The following is a 23,160-nucleotide window of genomic DNA, read 5'->3' as shown; positions in this document are numbered from 1 at the left end:
GGGCGGGCTATCCGATCCGGAGCGGGGGGTCTTCCGGCTGCGCCTTGTCGTCCGAATCCGGGATATGTAAATCCCTGTCGCCACCTTCGGATTCAGGCTCACCCGGCGGGCGCGGGTTGCGCAGCAGGTCGATCAGCCGGATCAGCGTGTCGCGCAGGGCCGAACGCGGCACGACACAGTCGATCATGCCGTGTTCCAGCAGGAATTCCGCTGTCTGGAACCCGTCCGGCAGGTTTTCGTGCACCGTCTGCTCAATCACCCGCCTGCCGGCAAAGCCGATGGTGGCGCCGGGTTCGGCCAGATGAATATCGCCCAGCATGGCGAAGCTGGCGGAGACGCCGCCGGTGGTCGGGTCGGTCAGCAGGACAATATACGGGAGGCCCGCTTCCTTGACATCCTGCACGGCGACGACGGTGCGCGGAAGCTGCATCAGCGACATGATGCCTTCCTGCATGCGGGCGCCGCCCGATGCGGGGATCACGATCAGCGGCGCGTGCTGGCTGACGGCCCGTCGCGCGGCGGCGACGAAGCCCGAACCGGCGGCGATACCCATCGACCCGGCCATGAATTCGAAATTCAGCGCGGCGATCACCGCGGGCTGCCCGCCCATCCTGCCGGTGGCGACGACGACGGCGTCGCGTTCCTTGGTTGCGTTCCGGGCTTCCTTCAGCCGGTCCGTGTAGCGCCGGCGGTCGCGGAAGCCAAGCGGATCGTCCGGGGTGCTCGGCACATTGACCCGCTGATAGACGCCGTCATCGAACAGCATTTTCAGGCGCCGTTCGGCCGATATGCGCAGGTGATGGCCGCAATGCTGGCAGACATGCAGATTTTTTTCGAGATCCCGGTGGAAGATCATCTGGTCGCATTCCGGGCATTTGCTCCACAGGTTGTCCGGCACCTCCGCCCTGTTGACCAGGGCCTGCAGCTTGGGTCGAACGAAATTTGTCAGCCAGCTCATGGTTTCAATCCACCTGCCAGTTCCCGGACGTAATTCAAGACCGAATCCACGAGACCGGCAGCCGGTTTGCCGTTCCCGTCAAGACCGTTTGCGATTCGGTCGACAATCGCAGAGCCGACGACGGCGGCATCGGCTGTCCGCGTGATGGCATGCACCGCGTCCGCCGTGCGGATCCCGAACCCGACGGCCACGGGAAGGTCCGTATGGCGATGCAGCCGTTCGACCGCGCCGCGGATATCGTCGTTCCGCCCGGACTTGGTGCCGGTAATGCCCAGCACCGAAACGTAATAGACGAACCCGCTGGTGTTCCGCAGGACGGCGGGAAGGCGGGCATCGTCGGTCGTCGGGGTCGCCAGCCGGATGAAATTGATACCGGCCTCCAGCGCCGGAAGGCAGAGTTCCGCATCCTCTTCCGGCGGCAGGTCGACGACAATCAACCCGTCGACGCCGGCCGCCTTCGCGTCGTTGAGGAAGCGTTCGACGCCGTAGAGATAGATGGGGTTGTAGTAGCCCATCAGGATGATTGGCGTGTCACCGTCGGAGTGGCGGAACAGTCGCACGAGGTCGAGGGTCTGCTTCATGTTCGCACCGCTCGCCAGCGCGCGCACGGAGGCGGCTTGAATGGCCGGGCCGTCCGCCATCGGGTCGCTGAACGGCATGCCCAGTTCGATCAGGTCGGCGCCCGCGCCCGGCAGGCCCAGCAGGATCTTCTCGAACGTCGGCCGGTCCGGGTCGCCCGCCGTCACAAAGGTCACCAGCCCGCCGCGCTCTTCGGCCTTCAGCGCCGCGAAGCGCCTGGCGATGCGGCCGGAATCCGCGCCCCTGTTCATAGTTCCGTTCCCAGTGATTCGGCGACGGCAAAGATGTCCTTGTCGCCGCGGCCGCACATGTTCATGCAGAGAAGATGGTCCTTCGGCAGGTCCGGGGCGATCCGGGACACGAAATCCAGCGCGTGGGCGGGTTCGAGCGCCGGTATGATGCCTTCCATGCGGCTGCACAGCTGGAAGGCGGCCAGCGCGCCGTCATCCTGCGCGGATACGTATTTCACCCGGCCGGATTCGTGCAGCCATGAATGTTCCGGACCGATGCCCGGGTAGTCCAGCCCGGCGGAAATCGAATGCGCGTCCAGGATCTGCCCGTCGTCGTTCTGCAGCAGGTAGGTCCGGTTGCCGTGCAGCACGCCCGGCCTGCCGCCGGCGATCGATGCCGCGTGTTTCGTCGTGTTCAGCCCGAGTCCGGCGGCTTCCACGCCGTACATCTTCACGGACGGATCGTCCAGGAACGGGTGGAACAGCCCGATGGCGTTGGAGCCGCCGCCGATGCAGGCCACCAGCGAGTCGGGCAGGCGGCCTTCGGCTTCGAGCATCTGTTCGCGCGCCTCCCGGCCGATGACGGACTGGAAGTCGCGCACCATCGCCGGGTAGGGATGCGGCCCCGCGGCGGTGCCGATGATGTAGAACGTGTCCTCGACATTGGACACCCAGTCCCGCAGGGCATCGTTCATGGCATCCTTGAGCGTCGCGGTGCCGCTGGTCACGGGGACAATTTCCGCCCCCAGCAGCTTCATGCGGAAGACGTTCGGTTTCTGCCGTTCGATATCGGTCTTGCCCATATAGACGACGCAGGGAAGGTTGAACAGGGCGCAGACCGTGGCCGTGGCGACGCCGTGCTGGCCGGCGCCGGTTTCGGCGATGATCCGCTTCTTGCCCATGCGCCGCGCCAGCAGGATCTGGCCGATCGTATTGTTGATCTTGTGGGCGCCGGTGTGGTTCAGCTCGTCGCGCTTGAAATATATTTTAGCGCCGCCAAAATGTTCGGTCAGCCGCCGCGCAAAATACAGCGGGCTCGGCCGGCCGACATAATGCTTCAGGTAATAATCGATCTCCGCCTGGAAGGATGGGTCCTGCCGCGCCGCGGTATAGGCTTTTTCGACTTCCAGGATCAGCGGCATCAGGGTTTCGGCAACGAACCGTCCGCCGAAAATGCCGAAATGACCAGATTCGTCCGGGCCGCCGCGAAAGGTGTTCTGCTGTTCCATGTCCTCTCCGCGTTAATAGGCCGGTATTAATACAGGACCGGTGCCGCCGGAACCAGAAAATCGCGCGGATCAGAGCGCCGCAACGGCCGCCAGAAACGCGCGGATCTTGTCGGGGTTCTTTTGCCCCGGCGAATCCTCCACACCCGAAGAGGTATCCAGGATGACCGCGCGGGACAGCCTGACCGCCTCGGCGGCGTTGCCGCTGTCCAGCCCGCCGGCGAGCATCCAGGGCAGCGGCCATTGGCGGTCGGCCAGCAACCGCCATTCGAAACTGAGCGCATTGCCGCCGGGCAGCGCGTTGGCCATGCTTTTCGGCGGCTTTGCGTCGAACAGCAGCCAGTCGGCGACAGGCAAATAGGCGTCGGCGCGGGCGAGGTCGGCTTCTTCCGCAATGGGGATCGCCTTCATCACCTTCAGGCCGGTGCGCTGCTTCAACTCGGTGACGCGTTCCGGCGATTCCGCGCCGTGCAGTTGCAACAGGTCCAAAGCTACCGCATCCAGAACGGCGTCAATGGCCGCATCGGCGGCATCGACGAACAGTCCGACCCGCGTGACATGGCCGGGCGCCAGCGCGACCAGCGCGGCGGCCTGCTGCGGGGACACAGCGCGCGGACTGGGCGGGTAGAAGACCAGCCCGACATGGCTCGCGCCGCCGGAAACCGCTGTCTGCATCGCTGCCGGATCGTTGATGCCGCAGATTTTTGCGGTGACCGGCATGGTTTCAGCCGGCGGCCAGCGTTGCGGCCATGGCCCTGGCCGCGGCCGCGGGGTCGGGCGCGCGCGTAATCGGACGTCCGATGACCAGGATATCGGCGCCGGCGCCGACCGCGTCGGCGGGTCCGGCGGTCCGCTTCTGATCGTTGGACAGGCTCAGGTTCGGGCGGATGCCGGGCACAACCAGCTTGAAACCCGGTCCGCAGGCGGCCCGGACGCTGGCGACTTCCTTGGGCGAACAGACGATGCCGTCCAGCCCGCAGTCCCGCGTCAGCCGCGCGAGCCGGAGGACCTGATCGGCGGCGGGGCCTATCTGGCCGACGGCTTCCAGGTCACCGGCGTCCAGGCTGGTGAGGACCGTGACAGCGATGACCATGGGCCGCGGTGCCTTTTGCGCCTTCGCCGCCTCGGTCGCCGCCTCGGCCGCCGCGCGCATCATGGCGGGCCCGCCGGCGGCGTGCACGTTCACGATCTTCGGGCGCAGGCTGATGGCGGCGCGGATGGCGCCGGCAACCGTATTCGGGATATCGTGGAATTTCAGATCCAGAAACAGCGGCAGCCCGGAACCGGTCACGGCGCGGACGCCGGCGGCGCCGTTCGCGGTAAAGAACTCCAGCCCCAGCTTCACACCGCCGACAGTGCCTTTCAGGCGTTGCGCCATGGCCCTGGCTTCGTCGACATTCGTGGTGTCAAGCGCGACAAAAATACGATCGGCTGGCTTGGTCATGATTCCTCCGGGGACGATGCGGGCGTATTCTTACACCGGGCTTTCCGCTATTGATAGCGCCGCCGGAATCCACCCATCAACGCCCCGTCGCGGGAAGGGACGGTGTGGATGTCGTCATGGCGGTGCCGCCGGACGCCGGTTCGGTCCCGGCGGTATCCTGCTCGTCGCGCCCTGTCCGGCCCCGCCTTTTGTGCCGCGCGGCGATACGCCCCAGCCAGACAACCAGCCCGCCGCTAAAGAAGCCGATGACGAACGCAGCCATGACCGCGCCGTACACCGGAACCTCCACGCTGTACGGCGCCGGCCATAATGCCAGTTCGGTGACCTGATCGTTGCTCAACGCAAAAGACACCGCAATGGCGGCCAATGCCAGTACGAATGCCCAGTTGAGAAGCTTCATGGAAGAAAACCGACCTCAGCTGTTATTGATAAGTTCGCGTAACTGTTTACCCGTCTTGAAGAACGGCACCGTCTTGGAAACGACTTCAACGGCCTCCCCGGTGCGGGGGTTCCGTCCAACGCGCGAGTCCCGGGACTTTATGGAAAATGCCCCGAAACCGCGAAGTTCAACCCGGTCACCACGGGATAATGCAGCGGAAATCTCCTCGAAAATCGTCGAGACGATCCGTTCGACATCCCGTTGATACAAATGCGGGTTGAGCTCGGCGATGCGCGCAATCAACTCTGACTTAGTCATCGCAGCGAATTCCTTTTTCGGTATGCCGGCAACTTATTGAGGCGGGCCGGTTCTGGATTGTTTCCCTGTTCACGATAGACCGGCGCTTTTCCTCTCTGGTCTAAGGGATAGAGCGTGCCAAAGCCCGGCCTGTACGTCAAGCGATAGTCCCAGTGAAATCAATGGTTTTGTCGTTTTGTAAACAAGAAGGGGAAAACCGGCCCGATCCAAAAGTCGATCGTACGGTTTTCCCCTTGATCCCGTTCAGCTTTCCGATGACCCTGCTGCTCAGGCCTTGTCGCCCTTATCGGCGGCATCGTCGTCGCTATCGGATGCATCCTCCGCGACGGATTCACGCCGCGACTGCAACGCCGCCCCAAGAATATCGCCCAGCGATGCGCCGGAATCGGAGCTGCCGTATTCCTGCATGGCCTTCTTTTCTTCCTGGATTTCACGCGCCTTGACCGAAAGGCTCAGCTTGCGGCCCGAAGCGTCGATTGACGTAACCCGCGCGTCGATCTTGTCGCCGACGGCAAATCGGTCGGGGCGCTGCTCCGAACGGTCGCGGGACAGGTCCGACCGGCGGATGAAGCCCTGCAGAACATCGTTGACGGTCACTTCGATCCCGTTTTCCTGGATCGCGGAGACCGTACAGGTCACGATGCTGCCTTTCTTCACATCTGCGGCGCTGCCGGCAATCGGGTCGTCGGTCAGTTGCTTGATGCCGAGGCTGATACGTTCCTTGGTGACATCGACTTCGAGGATCTTCGCCTTGACGATGTCGCCCTTCTCGTACTTCTTGATGGCCTCTTCGCCCGGTAGTTGCCAGTCGATATCCGACAGATGGACCATGCCGTCGATATCGTCCGCAAGGCCGATAAAAATACCGAATTCGGTAATATTCTTGACCTCGCCTTCGATGATGCTGTCGGTCGGGAAGCGTTCCTGGAAATCCTCCCAGGGATTCGCCATGGTCTGCTTGAGGCCGAGGCTGATGCGACGCTTGTTGGAGTCGACATCGAGAACCATCACGTCGACCGCCTGGCTTGTGGAGACGATCTTGCCCGGATGCACGTTCTTCTTGGTCCAGCTCATTTCGGAGACATGGACCAGGCCTTCCACACCGGGTTCCAGTTCCACGAACGCGCCGTAATCGGTAATATTCGTGATCCGGCCGGTAAAGCGGGTGCCGATGGGATACTTGTCCGCCACGCCATCCCAGGGATCGGCCTCCAGCTGTTTCATGCCAAGGCTGATGCGCTGGGTTTCCGAATTGAAGCGGATGACCTGGACCTTGACGGTCTGGCCGATCTGCAGCGCTTCGGACGGATGATTGATCCGTCGCCACGCAATGTCGGTAACGTGCAGCAGGCCGTCGACGCCGCCCAGGTCGACGAACGCGCCGTAATCGGTGATATTCTTGACAACGCCTTCCAGGACCTGACCCTCTTTCAGGTTGGCGATCAGTTCGGAGCGCTGCTCGGCGCGGCTTTCCTCCAGAACGGCGCGCCGGGAGACGACGATATTGCCGCGTCCGCGATCCATTTTCAGAATCTGGAACGGCTGCGGGTTGCCCATGAGGGGCGTGATATCGCGAACCGGACGAATATCGACCTGACTGCCCGGCAGGAAGGCCACAGCGCCGGAGAGATCGACGGTAAAGCCGCCCTTGACCCGGCCGAATATCGTGCCCGTGACCCGTTCGGTGGACTCGAACGCCTGCTCGAGCAGGCCCCAGGCTTCCTCACGCCGCGCTTTTTCGCGGGACAGAACGGCTTCGCCGTTGCGGTTTTCCATCCGTTCGAGGTAGACGTCGACGACATCGCCGACCCGGATTTCCTCGCCGATCCCGGCGCCGGTGAACTCGCGCAGGGCAATGCGTCCCTCCGACTTCAGGCCGGCGTCGATCAGGGCGAAATCGTTTTCGATGGCGATGATAGTGCCCTTGACGACGGAGCCTTCGAGGCCGCTCGAATCCCCCAGCGTTTCATTCAGCAGATCGGCAAAACTTTCTTTGGCAACTTCGGCTGTTTCAGGAGCCATGGTTAAATCGTATCCTTTCCAACGTTCATTTTATTCCGGCCAACCGGTTGTATCCGGCGGTCTTTTACCAATTGATCGATCGATACCGCGCATGTTCATGCGCCGTGATTTCACATGCGGAAGCAGGGTTTCAACGTGTCCGGGAACGGACGATATTGATCGCCGTATCGAAAGCCTCATCCGCATCCATCGTTGTCGTATCGACTATGACGGCGTCGTCTGCTGCCTTCATCGGTGCCGTTGACCGGCTTCGATCGCGCGTGTCCCGGTCCGCCAACGCTTGTAAAACGCGCGCATATATACTTGCCTCACCCCTGTCAAGCAACTCCTTATGTCGGCGTTCGGCGCGGGTTTCCACATCGGCGGTCACGAAAAGCTTCACATCCGCGTCGGGGCAGACCACCGTTCCGATATCCCGGCCGTCCAGTACAGCGCCGGGCGGCCGGGCGGCGAAATCCCGCTGAAACGCCATCAGCGCGTCGCGGACGGCGGGCATCACGGCCACTTTCGACGCCGCATCGGCCGCGTCGTCCCCGGCCAGCGCCGGGTCGGACAGGTCGGATGAATCGAGCGCGCGGGCCGCCGCGAGGGCGGCTTCGGGATCGGCGGGGTCGCCGCCCGCGGCCAGCACACGATATCCCACCGCCCTGTATATCTTGCCCGTATCCAGATAAGCCAGGCCCAGTTCATCGGCGAGGCGGCGCGCGAGCGTCCCCTTGCCGGACGCGGCGGGGCCGTCGACGGCAACGATCATGCGGCGCTTCCCGGCCGGATATCGGCGCCCAGTCCGTTCATCAGGTCGACAAAGCCGGGAAAGCTCGTATTGATCGGCCCGGCGTCATCCACCATGACCGGTTCCCGCGTCGCCATGCCGAGCACCAGGAAGCTCATGGCGATCCGGTGATCCAGCGCGGTGGCCACGGCGCCGCCGCCGGGTGGCGTGCCGGCGCAGCCATGCACGGTCAGGTTGTCCGGTCCCGCCGTCACGCGGACGCCGCAGGCGGTCAGCCCCCTGTCGATGGCATCCAGCCGGTCGCTTTCCTTGACCCGCAATTCGCCGACTCCCAGCATGACCGTATCGCCACCGGCAACGGCGGCGGCGGCGGCCAGCACCGGGTATTCGTCGATCATCGACGGCGCGCGTTCGGCCGGCACGGTCACGCCGCGCAGCCGGCTGGAACGGACCGTCATGTCGGCGACGGGTTCGCCCGCCTCGGTGCGTTCGTTGCGCAGCGTGATGTCGGCGCCCATTTCCAGCAGGGTGGTAAACAGCCCGGTGCGTTTCGGGTTCATGCCGATACCGGTCAGGGTGATTTCGGAATCCGGGACAATGGCGGCGGCAATGGCGGCAAAGGCGGCGGAACTGGGGTCGCCCGGCACGACGACCGGCCGGCCGCTCAGTTCCGGCTGGCCGGTAACACTGATATGGGCGGCGTTTTCCGCGTCATGGACGATGTCGATTTGCGCGCCGAAATGAATCAGCATCAGTTCGGTATGGTCGCGGGTCGGTTGCGGTTCGATGACCGTGGTCCGGCCGGGCGCGTTCAGCCCCGCCAGCAGGATGGCGGATTTCACCTGCGCCGACGCGACCGGCAGGCGGTAGGTGATCGGCATGGGGTCGCGGGCGCCAACGATGGCCAGCGGCATGCGGCCCCCTTCGCGGCAGACGAATGTCGCGCCGAATTCGCGCAGCGGATCGACGACGCGGTTCATCGGCCGGCCGCGCAACGACGCGTCGCCGGTCATGAAACTGGTGATGGGATGTCCCGCCAGGATTCCCATCAGCAGCCGCGCGGCGGTTCCCGAATTGCCGAGGTCGATGACGCTGTCGGGTTCCCGCAACCCGCCGATCCCGACGCCGGACACGCGCCATACGCCGTTTTTATCCCGCTCCACCGTCGCGCCGAGCGACCGCATCGCGGCGGCGGTATTCAGCACGTCCTCGCCTTCGAGCAGGCCGGTGATTGTCGTCTCGCCGACCGCCAGCCCGCCCAGCATGAGCGCACGGTGCGAAATGGACTTGTCGCCGGGTACGGATACGGCGCCGCGCAGGGGCCTTGCGGCATGGGATCGCAGGGAAGACAAGTGAACGGCCTCGCGGATTGGTGAAACCGCCCCCGGCGGGGGCGGACCTTCTCTAACATGTTTAATCCGCCGCACGGTAGAATTCTCGCGCAGTTTTTTTTCACGATACGGCCCTTGGGACAGGCGTTTTGTTTTGACAGGGAGGCGCGAACGTGGCAATTCGGCGAAAATTCCGGAAATACAATTTAAGGAGCGGATTTTGGTCAAGCCGGAATGGGGTGCGAAACACCTCTGCGAAAACTGCGGCGCGAAGTATTACGACATGCTGCGCGACCCGATCACCTGCCCGAAATGTGATACAATAGTTTCCGCGCCGTCGCGGTCGCGGCGCGGCAAGGCCGCGGCCGTAAAGGAAGAAGCGCCGAAAGCGCCCGTCAAGAAGCCGATTGTGGACGAACTCGACGATGATGTGGACGATCTTCTCGTCGACGACGATGACGACGATGCGGATGACGATTCCCTGCTGGACGACGACGAAGACGATGACGAGTACAGCACGGACGATATTCCCCTTGTCGTAGGCGGTGACGACGACGACAAGGACATCTGATCCCGTTGAGCACGGGGTTGACCCGGCGCTGCACAAATCCCTTGCATCGCCGGGGTTTCTTTCTGTAAGGGTTTCGCCTCGCGCCGCCGCCCAAGGGCGCGCGACAGATGTTACCGTGGGGCCGTAGCTCAGTTGGGAGAGCGCTTGAATGGCATTCAAGAGGTCAGGGGTTCGATTCCCCTCGGCTCCACCAGTTCCTTACGGCGATTCCGGTCCATTCCGGCGCGCTTCAAATAACGCCGTATTTACCGCGGCTTAACCGCCCGCGCGCGCACCGTTACGGTCGCCGGAGACGCCACCCCGCGCCAATTGGCCGGTATTCGCGGGCGCGTCTCCCGCGGCCGTTTTCGCGGTCATTCCGTTGGGACAGGGAACCTTCCAGGGGATCACCGGAGGCGCAGCAATTCCCGTTGCGCGCGCCATGACGCGGGCAGGTTCAGGCGCTTGAGGGCTGACAGGGTAAGGCGGGTTTCGTCGGTGCGCCCGTCGACGATCGCCTGGACGATATCGGGTGCGAGGAAGGCCAGCGGCAGGGTGCGGCTGACATGGCTGCGATCGACGTTGTGCCGTGCGGCCAGTTCGAGCACCGATGCGGCATCTCCGGTGCGCAGCGCGTCGAACCAGTGCCTGGCGGACGCGATGGCGGCAACGATATTTGCATCGGGTGATCCCGATGCGGTGTCGCCGCCGGTGACCAATCGGGTTTCAGCGCCGCGACGCTTCAGCGCGATGGATGCCACGATGGCGATGTCGGCGCTTGGGTCGCGATCCATATCGGAAAGGTTCAGCGCCTCGTATAACCGGATTCGATCCAGGACGATGCGGATGGTCGCCGGGGCAAGGTCGACGCGCGCGACGACGGGAGCGATGGATGCCGGGACGTCTCCGTCGCGTTTCCACTCGGCGGCGAGCGATCGCGCCGCCGCCGCGAGCGCACTGCGCTCGGCGATGCGGGCATCCGGCGGCAGCAGGAATGTTTCCGATTCGCGGCTATTCTCGAGCCACCGGGTTACAATACTCCCGATCGCCTGTTCCAGCTCCTTCGTAGGCAGGCGCCAGCCGGCAGGGTCGGCGCTGCCCGGCGCGGTCAGCAGCCGACCGGAGACGTAGTAGTGGTAGCGCCGACCCTTCTTGCTGGCGTGATGCGGTCGCAGGGCATCGCCGGTTTCGTCGAAGACGCGGCCCGCGAAGGCGTGGCGGCTTTCCCCATTCCGCGTCGACCGCCGGCTGACGGCGCTTGCCGCAAGCCGCGCCTGTACCCGGTCCCAGACCGCGCAGTCGACGATCGCGGCGTGCTGCCCCGCATGATTCTGCCCCTTGTGGGGGACGAGTCCCGCATAGAGCGGGTTCGACAGCAGCTTGTAGAGGTGCCCGCGGGTGAACGGCAAGTCGCCTGTGGCGCGCCCGTTGTTCGGCCTGCGGGGCTTGGTGCGCAGGCCGATACGATCCGCCTCGGCCTTCACCAGCCGGACGTTGCCGAGCTCGAGATACAGGGCGAACAGGCGCCGCACCGTTTCGGCTTCGGCCTGGTTCACGACCAGCTTCTTTTCCGCGCAGTCATAGCCCAGCGGCGGCAGCCCGCCCATCCACATGCCCTTCTTCTTGGAGGCGGCGATCTTGTCGCGGATGCGCTCCGCGGTCACCTCGCGTTCGAACTGGGCGAAGGACAGCAGCACATTGAGGGTCAACCGCCCCATCGACGTGGTGGTATTGAACGATTGGGTCACCGACACGAACGAGACCCGATGCGCATCGAAGATGTCGACCAGCCGGGCGAAGTCGGACAGCGCCCGGGTCAGCCGGTCGACCTTGTAGACGACGACCACATCGATGGTGCCGGCCTCGATGTCGCCCAGCAGCGCCCGGAGCCCCGGCCGGTCCATGGTGCCGCCGGAGAAGCCGCCATCGTCGTACCGCGCCGCGAATCCGATCCACCCTTCGCCCGCCTGGCTCCGAATATACGCGTCGCAGGCCTCGCGCTGGGCATCGAGGCTGTTGAAGTCCTGTTCCAGCCCTTCATCGGAGGATTTGCGGGTATAGATGGCGCAGCGCAGCCTGCGCGCCCGGGGTATCCGGTTCGCATCCAGATTCATGCCCCGGTATTCCGCAGGCCGAAGAACCGGGGTCCGGACCAGCGCGCGCCGGTGATGGCGCGGGCGATGGCGGAGAGTGACGAACAGGGCGTCCCGTTCCAGAGGAGCCCGTCGGCGGTGACATCGACGATATGGGTGCGGCCGTTCCATTCGCGCATCAGCCGCATCCCCGGCTTCAGCGCCACGCCGGGATTCGGCGCCGGACCGGAGTTCGGGACGCCGGCCGCGATGCGGCGCAGCCGGCGATCCGTTGCCGGATCGAGATCGCCTAGGACGTCCGCCTGGACACGGTAGGCGAGGGCCAGCAGTAGGAGCCGTCGGCTCAGCCCCTTCGGCGGCGCCGCGCCGGACAGCGCCCGCCATCGCGCGGCCAGTTCTGGATGCGGAAGATCGGACAGGCGGGCGACCGCCTGTTCCGGATCCTGCCTGGCGGCGCGAGAGTTGCGGGCCATGGTTCAGCGTCCCGTATCCGGACTATCCATCGCGATGCGATAGACCCGGCCGCGATCGGCAAGTTTTTCCGACGATACGATCAGGCCGAGTTTTTTCTTGAGCGTGCCGCTGATGGTGCCGCGGACCGAATGCGCCTGCCAGCCGGTTGCCGCGACGACCTCGGCGATCGTGGCACCGGACGGCCGCGTCAGGAGGTCGACCAGCAGCGCCTGTTTCGTCCCCGCGCGAACCGCGCCGGGGGCCTCGGTCGTCTCGCCGGGGATTTTGGTTTCGGGATTGGAGTCGTCGCACCGTTCCGCCGGATTGATGCCGATGGCCGTCAGGCCGGCGTCCGTTACAACCAGCGCCCATCGGGTGCCGTCGTCCGCCTCGTGCCATACAGTGTCGTCCGGCCCGGCGGGTTGTTCCGCGATCAGGCCGCTCTTGATCATGCTGCGGAGGCTGATCGTCGCGGCCCCCTTGTTGGCCGTCAGGGTTGCGGGCAGGGGCAGAACGGCGCCGTCGTCGCTTTGCGCGGCGGCGTTCAGGATAACGGATTGGGTATCAGTAAGCTTGGGCATGATGGCCTCCTTCGGTTGCGGGCGCCGCGTGGATCATCGGTCCCGCGAAGGCGGGGAAACGGCGCTTCCCACTGCCCGAAGCCCCGCCGGGTAGCCGGGCGGGGCGCGCGGGCCGGAGGCTGCCCGCGTTTCTGCTGCCGGCATGAATGCTTGCCATGCCGGCGAAGTCCAGTCGAGTTTTGCCGACACTGACGATTCCCGGTATGGGTGCTGGTCGATTCGATTCGGATTGGTTGAGGGAAGGTTGTCGGGAACGTCCGGGGGCGGTCCGATTCCGACATGGTGATCACCGAAGGCCTCCACCGGATCGAAAAAGGGGGAAGCGCGACGCGTAATCAGGGGGCGAATCGATTCATTTCTTCACTAACGGCTCTGGCGATGCTGCCGGAAAAGTAGCGTTTCAGCGGCACACCGATCCGCACCGCGACGCTCGCGACCTTGACCTGCTGGAATTTGGTGATCCGAACGCGGAGCCGATGCTGGCGACGTTTGGGGAGATACTGGCGCAGTATGCCGGCGATGGCGTCGAATACGATACTGACGTACTTAGGGTCGACCGCATTCGCTAGGAGCTGGAGTATGGCGGACTCAGGCTAAGGACGATGACTGCGATCAGCGGTGCCCGGTTCCGCCTGATGAATTCCTGATACCCCACGCCGCCTCAGCCGCGAGTTTGAACCATGAAGCTCTTCTGATCGATGGAGATATCGACAAGGCCTTAAACAAGAATGAGGGAAGGAATGGCACGATCACCCTCGTCGCTGATTGTTGTCTGCGAAACACATAACTATAGTGAAAAGTGAAATTCTACTACTGGTTCTATTAAGCCACGAAGAGGGGTCGGAGGAGGGGGCATGCGTACCGAGATTAAGCATATGCGGGAGGCGCTGGCCTCCTACATCGAGGCGACCTATCACCTTTCGAATCCCAAGGTGGTTAACCTCCGTCGGCAGATCTTGATGAAGGGCGGCATCGCCCAGACGCCGTATATAGAGAGTACGCCCGCCTATGTAGGAGACCGCAAGTTTGCGACCCTTGACCTGGATCAGCAGGTCTGCGATTTCCTGACTAGCATGGCCTCAAAGGAGTCTGATGAACTCCTTTTCGACCCGCCATATGAACATCAGGCACAATCGCTTGAAAAGACGATGGCCGCTAACGCAGGCGGCACCGGGATTGTTGTCACCACTGGCACGGGGTCCGGCAAGACCGAGAGCTTCTTGCTGCCTGTGCTGGCGCGGCTTGCCGATGAGGCGATTTACAGGGCCGATCATTTTTCGACCCGCGCCGTGCGCGCGCTGCTCCTTTACCCGATGAATGCGCTCGTCAACGACCAGCTAGGTCGGTTGCGCACGCTGTTCGGTTCAAGCGCGGCACGAAAATGGTTCACCGCCGCAGGCAAGCGCCCAGCAAAGTTTGGCCGTTATACCGGCCGCACTCTTTATCCTGGTATCCGCGACGGTGATCGTGACCAGAAGCGCCTCAAGACGCTTGAATATTATCTAAAGATCGAGGACGGCGCACGCGCTGGCAACGCCAAGGATCAAGCGCTTGTCAATATCCTCAAGGAAAAAGGGCGCTGGCCAGCCAAGCCCGACAGCTTCGTCGGCGCGTTCGATGGCCTTCGCAAATGGTACGGCAAGTCTGGCGAACACTGGGAGACTAGGAAAGGAGATCCCTTGCGCGCCAATGAGCGACCCGAGGATCCCGAACTGCTTACGCGTCACGAGATTCAGGGCGCGTGTCCTGACCTCCTCGTTACCAACTATTCGATGCTCGAGTATATGCTTTTGCGCCCGATCGAGAGGCAGATTTTCGCTGAGACGCGTGCTTATTTCGAAGCGCATCCGGACGAGAAATTCTTTCTTATTCTTGACGAGGCGCATCTCTATCGCGGCGCCAATGGCACGGAAGTCGCCTATCTGATCAGGCGCTTGCTCGATCGGCTGGGTCTGCCACCGTCCCGCGTCGTATTTATCGCGACAAGCGCCTCGTTCTCTGATGGAGATTCCGCCGCCGAGTTTGTCGCTGGTCTTTCCGGACTTGCGAAAGAGCGCATTCAGACACTTCAGGGTGACAAGCGATCGTTCGCGCCGGCGGGGGACGGGTCGACCAACCTTGCCGCGGCGCTCGCCTCCGTCCCGCTGGCCTTGCTCCAATCCTCGGCTCCCACTGATCGTTCGCAAGTCGTGGCCCCGCTCGCCGCTCATGCCAAGGCATCGAGCGCACGCCCCGTAACCCTGACGCGCAAGGACAGCGGTTCCGCCAATATCATCGTTACCGTCCACGGTCGCGATGCGTCCGGCGCCGAAGTCGAAGAGCAAGTGGTCGTGCCGGGTGGCGCGACAGTTACGACCGCGAGACTATTCCTCATCGTCGATGATATCCGCACCGATTCGGGCAGCGTCGCGTTCGCGCGCGCCTACGCTCTCGGCACTGCTACATCTGGGAAGTGTGACTGGGATGAGGACGACCTGCCTGCTGCGCTTGCAGCAATTCTGGATGGTTCGAACGTGTTGGGGCGTCTTCGCAACATTACGTCAGGCGCTTCGTCGCCCAAAGATCCCGTCGAATCTCGGGGAGCAGCTTGGGCGTTCACCGCACTACCCAAGGCGCTCTTCCCCTCGGTCCAGCCCGATACGGCGGCCTCGGCAGTTGACGCCTTGCTAGAACTCGCCTCGCTCGCCAAAGCTGCGCCGGGAACCGCCCCGCTGCTACCGGCCCGCGTCCATATGCTGTTTCGGGGTCTGCCAGGTCTCTGGGCTTGCGCCAATCCGGGATGTGACCAGATATCCGCGGAAGAACGTGGCGGGCCCACCGGCGCTCTCTATGCCGAGGCGCGCCAGAATTGCGGCTGTGGCTCCCAAGTTTACGAGCTGCATAGTTGCCGAGATTGCGGGCTCTCAGTTGCATGCGCCAACGTTGGCGCTCCGACTGGAGTCGAGCACCTCTGGCAAGATAATGGTCGCGCTTATGCCGGCGACACCGGCGTCCTCCAACCTATCCATGTCTGTCTCGAGGATCCGCTTCCGGAAAAGTCCGGCGTCGTCCGCCCGGTCTATCTGGATCTGAGTTCCGGGCGCATCGATGGAAGCGGCACCTTCAACCGCGAAGTCTGGCTGCCGCCAATCACCAGCGCGACTCTATTCGAGAACTGCCCACGGTGCGGGGCAGCGTGCGGCGATACCGCAATGGGCGGCATTTCGGACCTGCAGACCAAGGGCGAGCAGCCCTTCAAGGAACTAATTACCGTTCAAGTGCTCGAACAACCTCCCCGCCCTGAAAGTCACACGCCGCTTCAAGGCCGAAAGGCGCTGGTTTTCTCCGATGGTCGCCAGACTGCATCGCGGCTTGCGGGCGACATGAAGACCTTCTCCTTCCGCGATAGCCTACGCCCGCTGTTGCTGGTCGGCATGGCCGCCCTTCGCCATCCGACCTATAAGCCTTCGCTCAACGATGCGCCGCTCGCAGTGGCACTCGGCGCCACCAAATTCGGCGTGCGGCTGCGACCGCTTGGCGACGTTGACGGCGTCATGGACCGCGTCGGCCAGATGGCCGCTGGGCTCATCAAGAATGACGATGCTGAGAATGATGACTTTCGCGGCCTCACCGCCCAAACCTCGGACGCCGCGCCGCTATCGGTGTTCCAGAGCATCTATGCAGTTCTTCAGGACGATCATACCGGCCTGTTTCCGCTCGCGCTCGCTGTGTTGCGCCCCAAGCTCACCAAGTCCGAGCAGCAGAAATTGGCCGACGAACTCAAACTGCCCAAAGTCGAGGGTATGACTCCTGACGATGTCAAAGGCTCGCTCATCGAACTATGGTTGTGGCAGGCGATGCGCAAGCACGCGATCAAGCTCCAGGCGACGCCGGCCAATATCGACTCGGCCAAGGGCTCATCGGGCATTCGGCTATGGAACGGCAAGTTCAGCCGGGTCATCACCAAGGCACTCGCGGAGCGCGGACTCAATACCTGGGTGAAGGGTGACTTCCTGACCGATTGCGCGCCCGTGCTGCGCGCCGTCTTCAGTCCTGGTGAGCAAGGTGACTTTCATGTCTCGGCAAGCCGCGTCATGCTCGACCCGGGCGACAGCGTTGAGTGGCTCCGCTGCGAGCGTTGCACCAAGGTCTCACCAAGCAACACGTTGCTTGGGCGCGTATGCGGATATTGCGGGGGAAGCGCCAAGCCGATCGACCCAGCGCATGACTTCGTCTTCCGAAGCCGTAAGGCCTTTTACCGGCGCCTGTGGGAGCGGCTAAACGATCCCGATGACACCTACACGCCACATCAACTGATCGCCGAAGAGCACTCGGCTGCACTCAATGATAGCGGGCTCGCCAACGCGATGTCGCGCAACGAAGCTTATGAACTGCGCTTCCAAGACATTCCGATCGATCAGGATGGCCGCGTCGGCTCGCCGATCGACATTTTGAGTTGTACAACGACTATGGAGGTCGGCATCGATATAGGAGGTCTCACCGCGGTCGCCTTGCGAAACGTGCCGCCGGGACGCGCCAACTATCAGCAGCGTGCCGGTCGCGCTGGCCGTCGCGGCGCCGGGCTATCGACCGTCGTGATGTTCTGCGGTGCCGACAGCCACGACCAGAGTTTCTTTCGCGAGCCAGCGCCGATTGTCGCCGGGCCCGCACCTGATCCCATCCTCAATCTCAACAACCCCGTCATCGCACGGCGCCAGGCGCTCGCTTATCTAATCGGACGCTTCCAGCAGGAGCGCATTGACACCGTCGGAGGAAGCGCGGACGTCTTTTCTTCGTTGGGTACCGTCGCCGATTTCATGAACGGCGCCGGTGACGTCTTCTCGTTCGCTGGCTTCAAGCAGTGGATTGCAGAGGGTCGCGAGGCGCTTCGGTTAGATCTCGAGCGGATGTTCACCGTTCATTGCCCAGCGCTTGATGCCGATGAATTGCTCAATGGTTTTCCAGGCTCGCTCCAACACACGCTGGCGCAGCCCCCCGAAGTTGCGTCAGTGCCGCAGCCCGCCAAATCCGCGGATGCCGATGACGACATGGAGGACGAGGTGATGGAGGATGCGGACGACGAGGAGCATGGTGTAATCGACAATGGCAAACTGCTCGATCGCCTGTTTGATGTAGGCCTTCTGCCCAAATATGCGTTCCCGACCGACGTTGCGACCTTCAGCGTCTTCGAGAGCGACACCGACCCTTGGAGACCGAAGCGGCGCTACTCCCCCCAACTCGGCCTGAACGCGGCGCTCAGCCAATATGCGCCGGGCCACGAAGTCTATGTCGACAGTCAGCGCTACATCTCGCTTGGCCTTTATTCCGAGCATGAAGATGATCGCTATGAGGCTTATCGGAACCGCCGGCTCTATTACCAATGTCAGATTTGCAACTATGCTGATCTCAAGGACTTAGCCGAGGGTTACGTCGACGAAACCCGCGATTGTCCGGCTTGCGCGACCCGCGGCGCCCTAGGACCTGCCCGCCGCTGGGTCCGCCCAACCGGCTTCTCGCACCCTCCGACTATCACAGCGCTTCCGCCCGATTTCGACGCCGGCACCCGGCTTCGCCCGACGCGCGCCACGCTCGATTCGCTGCAATTTTCGTCCGAAGCGCGGATTGGCGGCAAAGCCTGGCCGATCGGCACCGGCTGGGAGGGATGGGGCGACAACAAGACCCTCGTCGTCACCAATCGCGGGACACTGAGCGCGACCGACTACGGCTTCAACTATTGCAACAAATGCGGACGCATTGAGCCCGCGGACTTCGACCCTGCGCTGCGCCGGTTGCGTAGCGGGCAGTCGCATCCACGGCCGCGTCCCAACCGGTCCAACGAAAGCGTCGAGTGCGACGGCAACCCGGCCAAGATCGTGATCGGTAACGAGTTCAAGACCGATGTCGCCGTGTTCCGACTCGCCCTGCCGTCGGACTGGAGTCTCGATCCTGATCGGCCGTCGACCACGATCGCTGCGCGTTCCGCGGTCGAGGCCCTTCGCCGCGCCGCGTGCAGGCTGGAAGACCTCGAGCCAAACGATATCGACGGCGACTTCCGTTTCGCGCCGGGCGACGGCACATGCCAATATATCGATCTCTATCTTTATGATCAGGCCGCAGGGGGCGCCGGATTCGTCAAGGCGGCGGCGCGCGATCCACAACGCCTCGTCGACGACGCGCTTGAACTGCTGGACAGTTGCGACTGCGACGACAGTTGCTACCAGTGCCTGAGATCCTACAAGAACCGGTATGAGCATGAACTGTTTGATCGGCGGATCGGGGCCGACCTACTGCGCGCCGCCTTCAAGGGCGTGCAGCTCTCAATCGACCCGACCCGTGAAGATCTCGCGCTCGATCGTCTCGAAGCCGACCTGACCGAAAGCGGTGCCACGGTCGCGCGCGCCGACGGCGGGCTGATCAAGGACAATGGCGAGGTGATCTGCCTCGCCCATCCCTTCGTTGAGAATTGCCCCGGTTCGGCGCGAGGTGCAGCACTTGCCGATGGCAAGGACGCGGTTGCGGTCGACATCCTACTCGTGCTTCGCGCCCTACCAATTGCGTCTAGCGAAGCCCTCTCGGTCCCCAATGTCGATCTCAATGCCGGACTCAAACCCGACTCCGATGGCGTCCCGGAATTAAGTGCGGCGGCCGTTGGGGCGGGCAACCTTGCACCGGCCGCAACGGCTTCGCGCTTTGCCGTCAGCGATGCCGAAGAGGGCGACATTCTGTTCCGGCTCACCGCCAATGTGCTTAGCGGCAAGAAGGGTGACGGCAGTGCGCCCGTGCCCAAAGGGACGATGTGTCTATTCCGGCCGCATGATGGCGGTGCTGATCAGGCCACTGAGACCACCGATGTTTTCTTGCTCCGCCGGACCGATGGGAAGGTGTTCGGCGCAACCGGTGAGGCTTGGACAGTAGGGCTGCTCCAGTCCGTAACTGGCGGTGGCATCCGCGTCCGCTACCGGCCAGCATCCCATTTCATGGAGTGCGCCAGCGAGTTGGTGCAGCCGGCGAAGCAGGTGGTGCCGGTCGCCCTGTTCGTGAAGGCAGTCTCCTGATGGCCCAATTCATCCCGATGATTGACCCCGAGACGATGGAATTCGGATCAGAGGCCGACGTTGCGCGCTCAATGTTGAAGCAACTCGGGCCCAGCTATTTGATCATGCATTCGCTACCTTGGGTGTTTCCGGCCCGCGACGATATTGACGCGCCGACCCGTGAAGGCGAAGCCGATTTCCTTATTCTCCATCGTCAACATGGTTTGCTTATCCTCGAGGTCAAGGGTGGCGAGATCGGGTTGAAGGGTCGAATCTGGGTGCGCTGGGTCAAGTCCGTACCCAAGGAAATTAAGGACCCGGTGAAACAGGCACGCCGCAGTCTCTGGGCGCTCAAAAAGCGAATCACGTTGATTTGCGGAAAACCGGTTGCGGACCGCACCGTCATCTCGGTGGGGATCGCCTTTCCGCATTGCCTCTACAAGGATCATCCACCGAGCGACCTTCCGCCTGAGGCCATTCTCACAATGGATGACCTTCCAGACGTAGAGCCCGCGATCCTGCGGGCCTACAAAGCCGGTGGTGGCGGGAGATATGAGCTCTCGGTGCTGGAGTTCGATGCGGTGCGCCGCGCGCTTGCGCCCGAATTCCAAGTCTATGAGCCGCTGCGCGTCAGCGTCGATGCCGCCGCCGAAACCCTGGCTCGGCTCACTCGGCAGCAACTGCAGGTGTTGCGCGGTTTTGACGGCAATCCGCGTGCTATCATTGAAGGGGTGGCGGGCTCGGGCAAAACTCTACTCGCAATGCAGCGCGCGCGCTCCTTTGCTGCCGCGCATAAGGCTGTGCTCTTCACCTGCTTCAACGCAGAACTCGCCAAATGGATTCGCGAGGAGATGGACGCCGATTTAGCGGAAAATGGTGGCAAGATCACCGTTCAGAACTTCCATCGGCTTGCGTCCGACCTCTGCAGGGCGGCGGACGTTGACTTTACCGTCAACCAGCAGGATGCGGCGCGCTGGTGGGATGAAAAGGCGCCCGACCTTCTCGCTGAGGCAGCGCTCGATCTCTACGGGGGCACACCACCCTTCGACGCGATGGTCGTTGACGAAGCACAAGATTTCTCACCTTCCTGGTGGGATGCGCTTGAATACCTATGCGATCGAGAGGGCTCGGTCTGGGCATTTCTCGACAAGGCGCAGAGTCTGCGCCGCGATCCGGTCGATCCGCCACTTGCTGGAGCGTTTCGCGTCTCACTTGACGTGAATTGCCGGAACACGCGCCGGATCGTCGCCTGCGCCAACGTTGCGACCGAAGTCGAGAGCGAGCCGTTCGAACTCGCCCCGCTTGGTAGGCCACCCAAACTGATCGTCCCCCAGACGCCGACCACGATCAGCGGACTCGTCCAGCAAGAGATCCGCGCGCTTCTCAGGGAACATCGTCTTGAACCCCGACAGATCGCGATCATTGGGCCGGCGAGCAAGGCCAAGGGGCCCCTTGCCAGCGTCACGTCGATCGACGGCATTGCTTTGCTGGATGATGCATCGCTCTGGCGTGAGGGTAAGGGGGTGCTGTTCAGCACCGCCCGCAGTTTCAAGGGACTCGAGGCGGACGTCGTCATTCTTTGCGATTTTTCTGGGCTCGGCGGCCTCTTTACGGTGAGCGACCTCTACGTAGCGCTGACCCGCGCTCGCTCGCATCTGATTATCGTCGCGCATGATCGCGCAGCCAAGGAGAGTCTCGATGCTGCATTGGCTGCTGCAATCGCAACCGGTGCGGACGAATGAGTGCGGGGGAAGCCTGGGCGCAGGCGATCGTCTTTAGCACTGACGACGGTGGCGGCCCTACGCTTGAGACCGTCGTCACTCATATTCGCGACGCGGTGTTCGAGAGCGGCTTTATAAGTCGCGGTCGAATCTCTAGCGGACTGAAAGAAGCGTATCGTCCGCTTGGATTGGATGATGCGCTAATTCGCGAACGCATCGAGGCGGCGCTCAATCTGTTGCTCCTGAGCGGCGATCTCGATGAATATACGACTAGTGCGGGGCGCAGCTATGCCGGAACGCTACCCCGGCTGGTTTATTGGGGCGGCGAAACCAAGACGCTGCTTGGCGCGAGCATGTCTGGGACTGGCGTTGTCCGACACCTGGCGCCGGACACGCCAAGGAGCGAAGCGGCTGCGCCGATCCCATTGTCGGACGAACTGGGCCGACCGGAGTGGCGCAATGCACTGGTCGAATTGGGCGGTGCCGATGTGCCCGAGGGCGATGCCCGAAACCTATTCGCCTTCTCGCAAGCCCTTGCAGAAAGTGGGGAGCGCTATTCGCTTGACGAGCCAACTGCCGTTGCCGTCGTCGGTGGCCGGGGCGAGTTTTTTGGTCGCGCCGATCCTTCGCCGTCCGGGCGCTGGCGGCGCGTCGACGCTGATGGTTTCTTCCCCGCCGCGGTCCGCACCGGCTACTCGTACAAAAATGTTGTGCTTCATGTCGCCGGCAAGGACACAACGCTATGGCAACCGCCTTCGCGCGATATCTGGCGCTGGATCGTGGCCGGGCAAACCTTGGCACTCGGCGACCCCGTGCTGCGCTACGATCTAGCGAGCGAGATCCTCGACTTCCTGACACCGCCGCCACGCCAAGCCGAGCGAGCAGCGTTCATCACGGGAACCCAGCAAGCGGCATGGTCCTGGAAACTCGGGCCGAGCGCGTACGCGGTGATGGCTGCGCTCATGGGGTCTCCGTGACAGGAGCTCTTGGCACCAACCAGAAGAATTTTGGTGCCTTGAGTTTTGCAGCAGCACCAAGCGATTGTTCGATTCCTTGGAGACGGCCTGCGCGCGCTTGCCAAGCGCATTCTGTAAGTGCGAGCATCAGATTAGCCCCGCGCACAGCCGCGCGGTTGAACTCGAGCTTGGTATCGAGTGTCGCAGCGGCCTTGATCTCAGCGAGCGCTGCCTCTGTGAGATTGTCCGCGTCCGCCTTCGCCGCAAACAGTCGGCTCTCAATTGCACGCCGGACGGCGAGCATTGCCTGACCGAGGCACTCATTGCCCAGTTTGGTCAGTTGGCGCATCGCCGCGGCTCGAGCGTCGCGCCGTTGGCCGTCCGAAAGAATCGAGCGTCTCTTAGCGAGTTGGCGTGCGGATTTGCCCTCATGGATGGGGTTCAGCACAAAGGGACCGGCCTCGGCCACCACCATCTCAATTCCGTCCTCGACAAGTGTGGCAAACAGCATCTCAGGCGTACCCGTCCGGTGAAGTAGCGGTTCGGCTGATGATATTGTGTTTTTACGCCGAG

Annotated in this window: 18 protein-coding genes and 1 tRNA gene; 5 read left to right on the top strand and 14 right to left on the bottom strand. The window is 63.1% G+C overall.

All coding sequences use genetic code 11. The features are described 5' to 3' along the window. Positions 1-7: 7 nt before the first annotated feature. From accD to aroA, 10 genes are all read right to left on the bottom strand, one after another. On the bottom strand, positions 8-958 hold the full coding sequence (gene accD, locus WD767_07985; protein ID MEX2616018.1) for an acetyl-CoA carboxylase, carboxyltransferase subunit beta: 951 nt from the start codon (positions 956-958) through the stop codon (positions 8-10). Then, a complete protein-coding gene (trpA, locus tag WD767_07980; protein MEX2616017.1) occupies positions 955-1,788 on the bottom strand; it encodes a tryptophan synthase subunit alpha in 834 nt (277 codons plus the stop codon). Before trpA ends, accD begins: the two co-directional genes overlap by 4 nt. Further along, a complete protein-coding gene (gene trpB, locus WD767_07975; protein ID MEX2616016.1) occupies positions 1,785-2,996 on the bottom strand; it encodes a tryptophan synthase subunit beta in 1,212 nt (403 codons plus the stop codon). The genes trpA and trpB overlap by 4 nt, the downstream gene beginning before the upstream one ends. Before the next feature lie 69 nt (positions 2,997-3,065). Beyond that, positions 3,066-3,713, bottom strand: a complete 648-nt coding sequence (locus WD767_07970) for a phosphoribosylanthranilate isomerase (protein MEX2616015.1) — start codon at positions 3,711-3,713, stop codon at positions 3,066-3,068. A gap of 4 nt (positions 3,714-3,717) precedes the next feature. Further along, positions 3,718-4,437: an orotidine-5'-phosphate decarboxylase gene (gene pyrF, locus WD767_07965; protein MEX2616014.1), complete on the bottom strand. Its 720-nt coding sequence runs from the start codon at positions 4,435-4,437 to the stop codon at positions 3,718-3,720. Between the two features lie 76 nt (positions 4,438-4,513). After that, complete coding sequence (locus WD767_07960; GenBank protein ID MEX2616013.1) at positions 4,514-4,837, bottom strand: DUF1049 domain-containing protein; 324 nt, start codon at positions 4,835-4,837, stop codon at positions 4,514-4,516. Between the two features lie 15 nt (positions 4,838-4,852). After that, positions 4,853-5,134, bottom strand: coding sequence for an integration host factor subunit beta (gene ihfB / locus WD767_07955; protein ID MEX2616012.1), 282 nt, complete (start codon positions 5,132-5,134; stop codon positions 4,853-4,855). Positions 5,135-5,401: 267 nt separating this feature from the next. Next, positions 5,402-7,156 (bottom strand): 30S ribosomal protein S1, encoded by a 1,755-nt coding sequence (gene rpsA / locus WD767_07950; protein MEX2616011.1) that lies wholly within the window; start codon positions 7,154-7,156, stop codon positions 5,402-5,404. A 130-nt stretch (positions 7,157-7,286) separates the two neighbouring features. Beyond that, positions 7,287-7,910: a (d)CMP kinase gene (cmk, locus tag WD767_07945; GenBank protein MEX2616010.1), complete on the bottom strand. Its 624-nt coding sequence runs from the start codon at positions 7,908-7,910 to the stop codon at positions 7,287-7,289. Then, the gene (gene aroA / locus WD767_07940; protein MEX2616009.1) at positions 7,907-9,241 is read right to left on the bottom strand and encodes a 3-phosphoshikimate 1-carboxyvinyltransferase; all 1,335 of its coding nucleotides are present in this window, start codon (positions 9,239-9,241) and stop codon (positions 7,907-7,909) included. The genes cmk and aroA overlap by 4 nt, the downstream gene beginning before the upstream one ends. A gap of 199 nt (positions 9,242-9,440) precedes the next feature. Between aroA and WD767_07935 the strand changes: the two genes are divergently transcribed. Next, positions 9,441-9,791, top strand: coding sequence for an FYDLN acid domain-containing protein (locus WD767_07935; GenBank protein MEX2616008.1), 351 nt, complete (start codon positions 9,441-9,443; stop codon positions 9,789-9,791). 117 nt (positions 9,792-9,908) lie between these two features. Beyond that, positions 9,909-9,984 (top strand) — tRNA-Ala (locus WD767_07930). A gap of 193 nt (positions 9,985-10,177) precedes the next feature. Here WD767_07930 and WD767_07925 read toward each other — a convergent pair. The 3 genes from WD767_07925 to WD767_07915 are packed head-to-tail and all read right to left on the bottom strand — an operon-like array spanning position 10,178 to position 12,897. Then, complete coding sequence (locus WD767_07925) at positions 10,178-11,884, bottom strand: recombinase family protein (GenBank protein MEX2616007.1); 1,707 nt, start codon at positions 11,882-11,884, stop codon at positions 10,178-10,180. Further along, positions 11,881-12,336: a DUF2924 domain-containing protein gene (locus WD767_07920; GenBank protein ID MEX2616006.1), complete on the bottom strand. Its 456-nt coding sequence runs from the start codon at positions 12,334-12,336 to the stop codon at positions 11,881-11,883. The genes WD767_07925 and WD767_07920 overlap by 4 nt, the downstream gene beginning before the upstream one ends. 3 nt (positions 12,337-12,339) lie before the next feature. Then, on the bottom strand, positions 12,340-12,897 hold the full coding sequence (locus tag WD767_07915; protein ID MEX2616005.1) for a DUF3489 domain-containing protein: 558 nt from the start codon (positions 12,895-12,897) through the stop codon (positions 12,340-12,342). 854 nt (positions 12,898-13,751) lie between these two features. Here WD767_07915 and WD767_07910 point away from each other — a divergent pair. Genes WD767_07910 through WD767_07900 form a run of 3 tightly spaced genes read left to right on the top strand, consistent with a single transcriptional unit; the run spans position 13,752 to position 22,608 of the window. Next, positions 13,752-19,931 (top strand): DEAD/DEAH box helicase, encoded by a 6,180-nt coding sequence (locus tag WD767_07910; protein MEX2616004.1) that lies wholly within the window; start codon positions 13,752-13,754, stop codon positions 19,929-19,931. Next, a complete protein-coding gene (locus WD767_07905) occupies positions 19,931-21,652 on the top strand; it encodes a DNA/RNA helicase domain-containing protein (GenBank protein MEX2616003.1) in 1,722 nt (573 codons plus the stop codon). The genes WD767_07910 and WD767_07905 overlap by 1 nt, the downstream gene beginning before the upstream one ends. Further along, positions 21,649-22,608, top strand: a complete 960-nt coding sequence (locus tag WD767_07900) for a hypothetical protein (GenBank protein MEX2616002.1) — start codon at positions 21,649-21,651, stop codon at positions 22,606-22,608. The genes WD767_07905 and WD767_07900 overlap by 4 nt, the downstream gene beginning before the upstream one ends. Here WD767_07900 and WD767_07895 read toward each other — a convergent pair. Next, the coding region (locus WD767_07895) for a hypothetical protein (GenBank protein MEX2616001.1) at positions 22,592-23,160 on the bottom strand (569 nt) is incomplete at its 5' end. The genes WD767_07900 and WD767_07895 overlap by 17 nt on opposite strands.

It is taken from the genome of Alphaproteobacteria bacterium (assembly GCA_040905865.1).
Taxonomy (GTDB): Bacteria; Pseudomonadota; Alphaproteobacteria; order UBA8366.
Note: the sequence above shows the minus strand (reverse complement) of the source record. Positions and strands in the feature narration are given on the sequence as shown.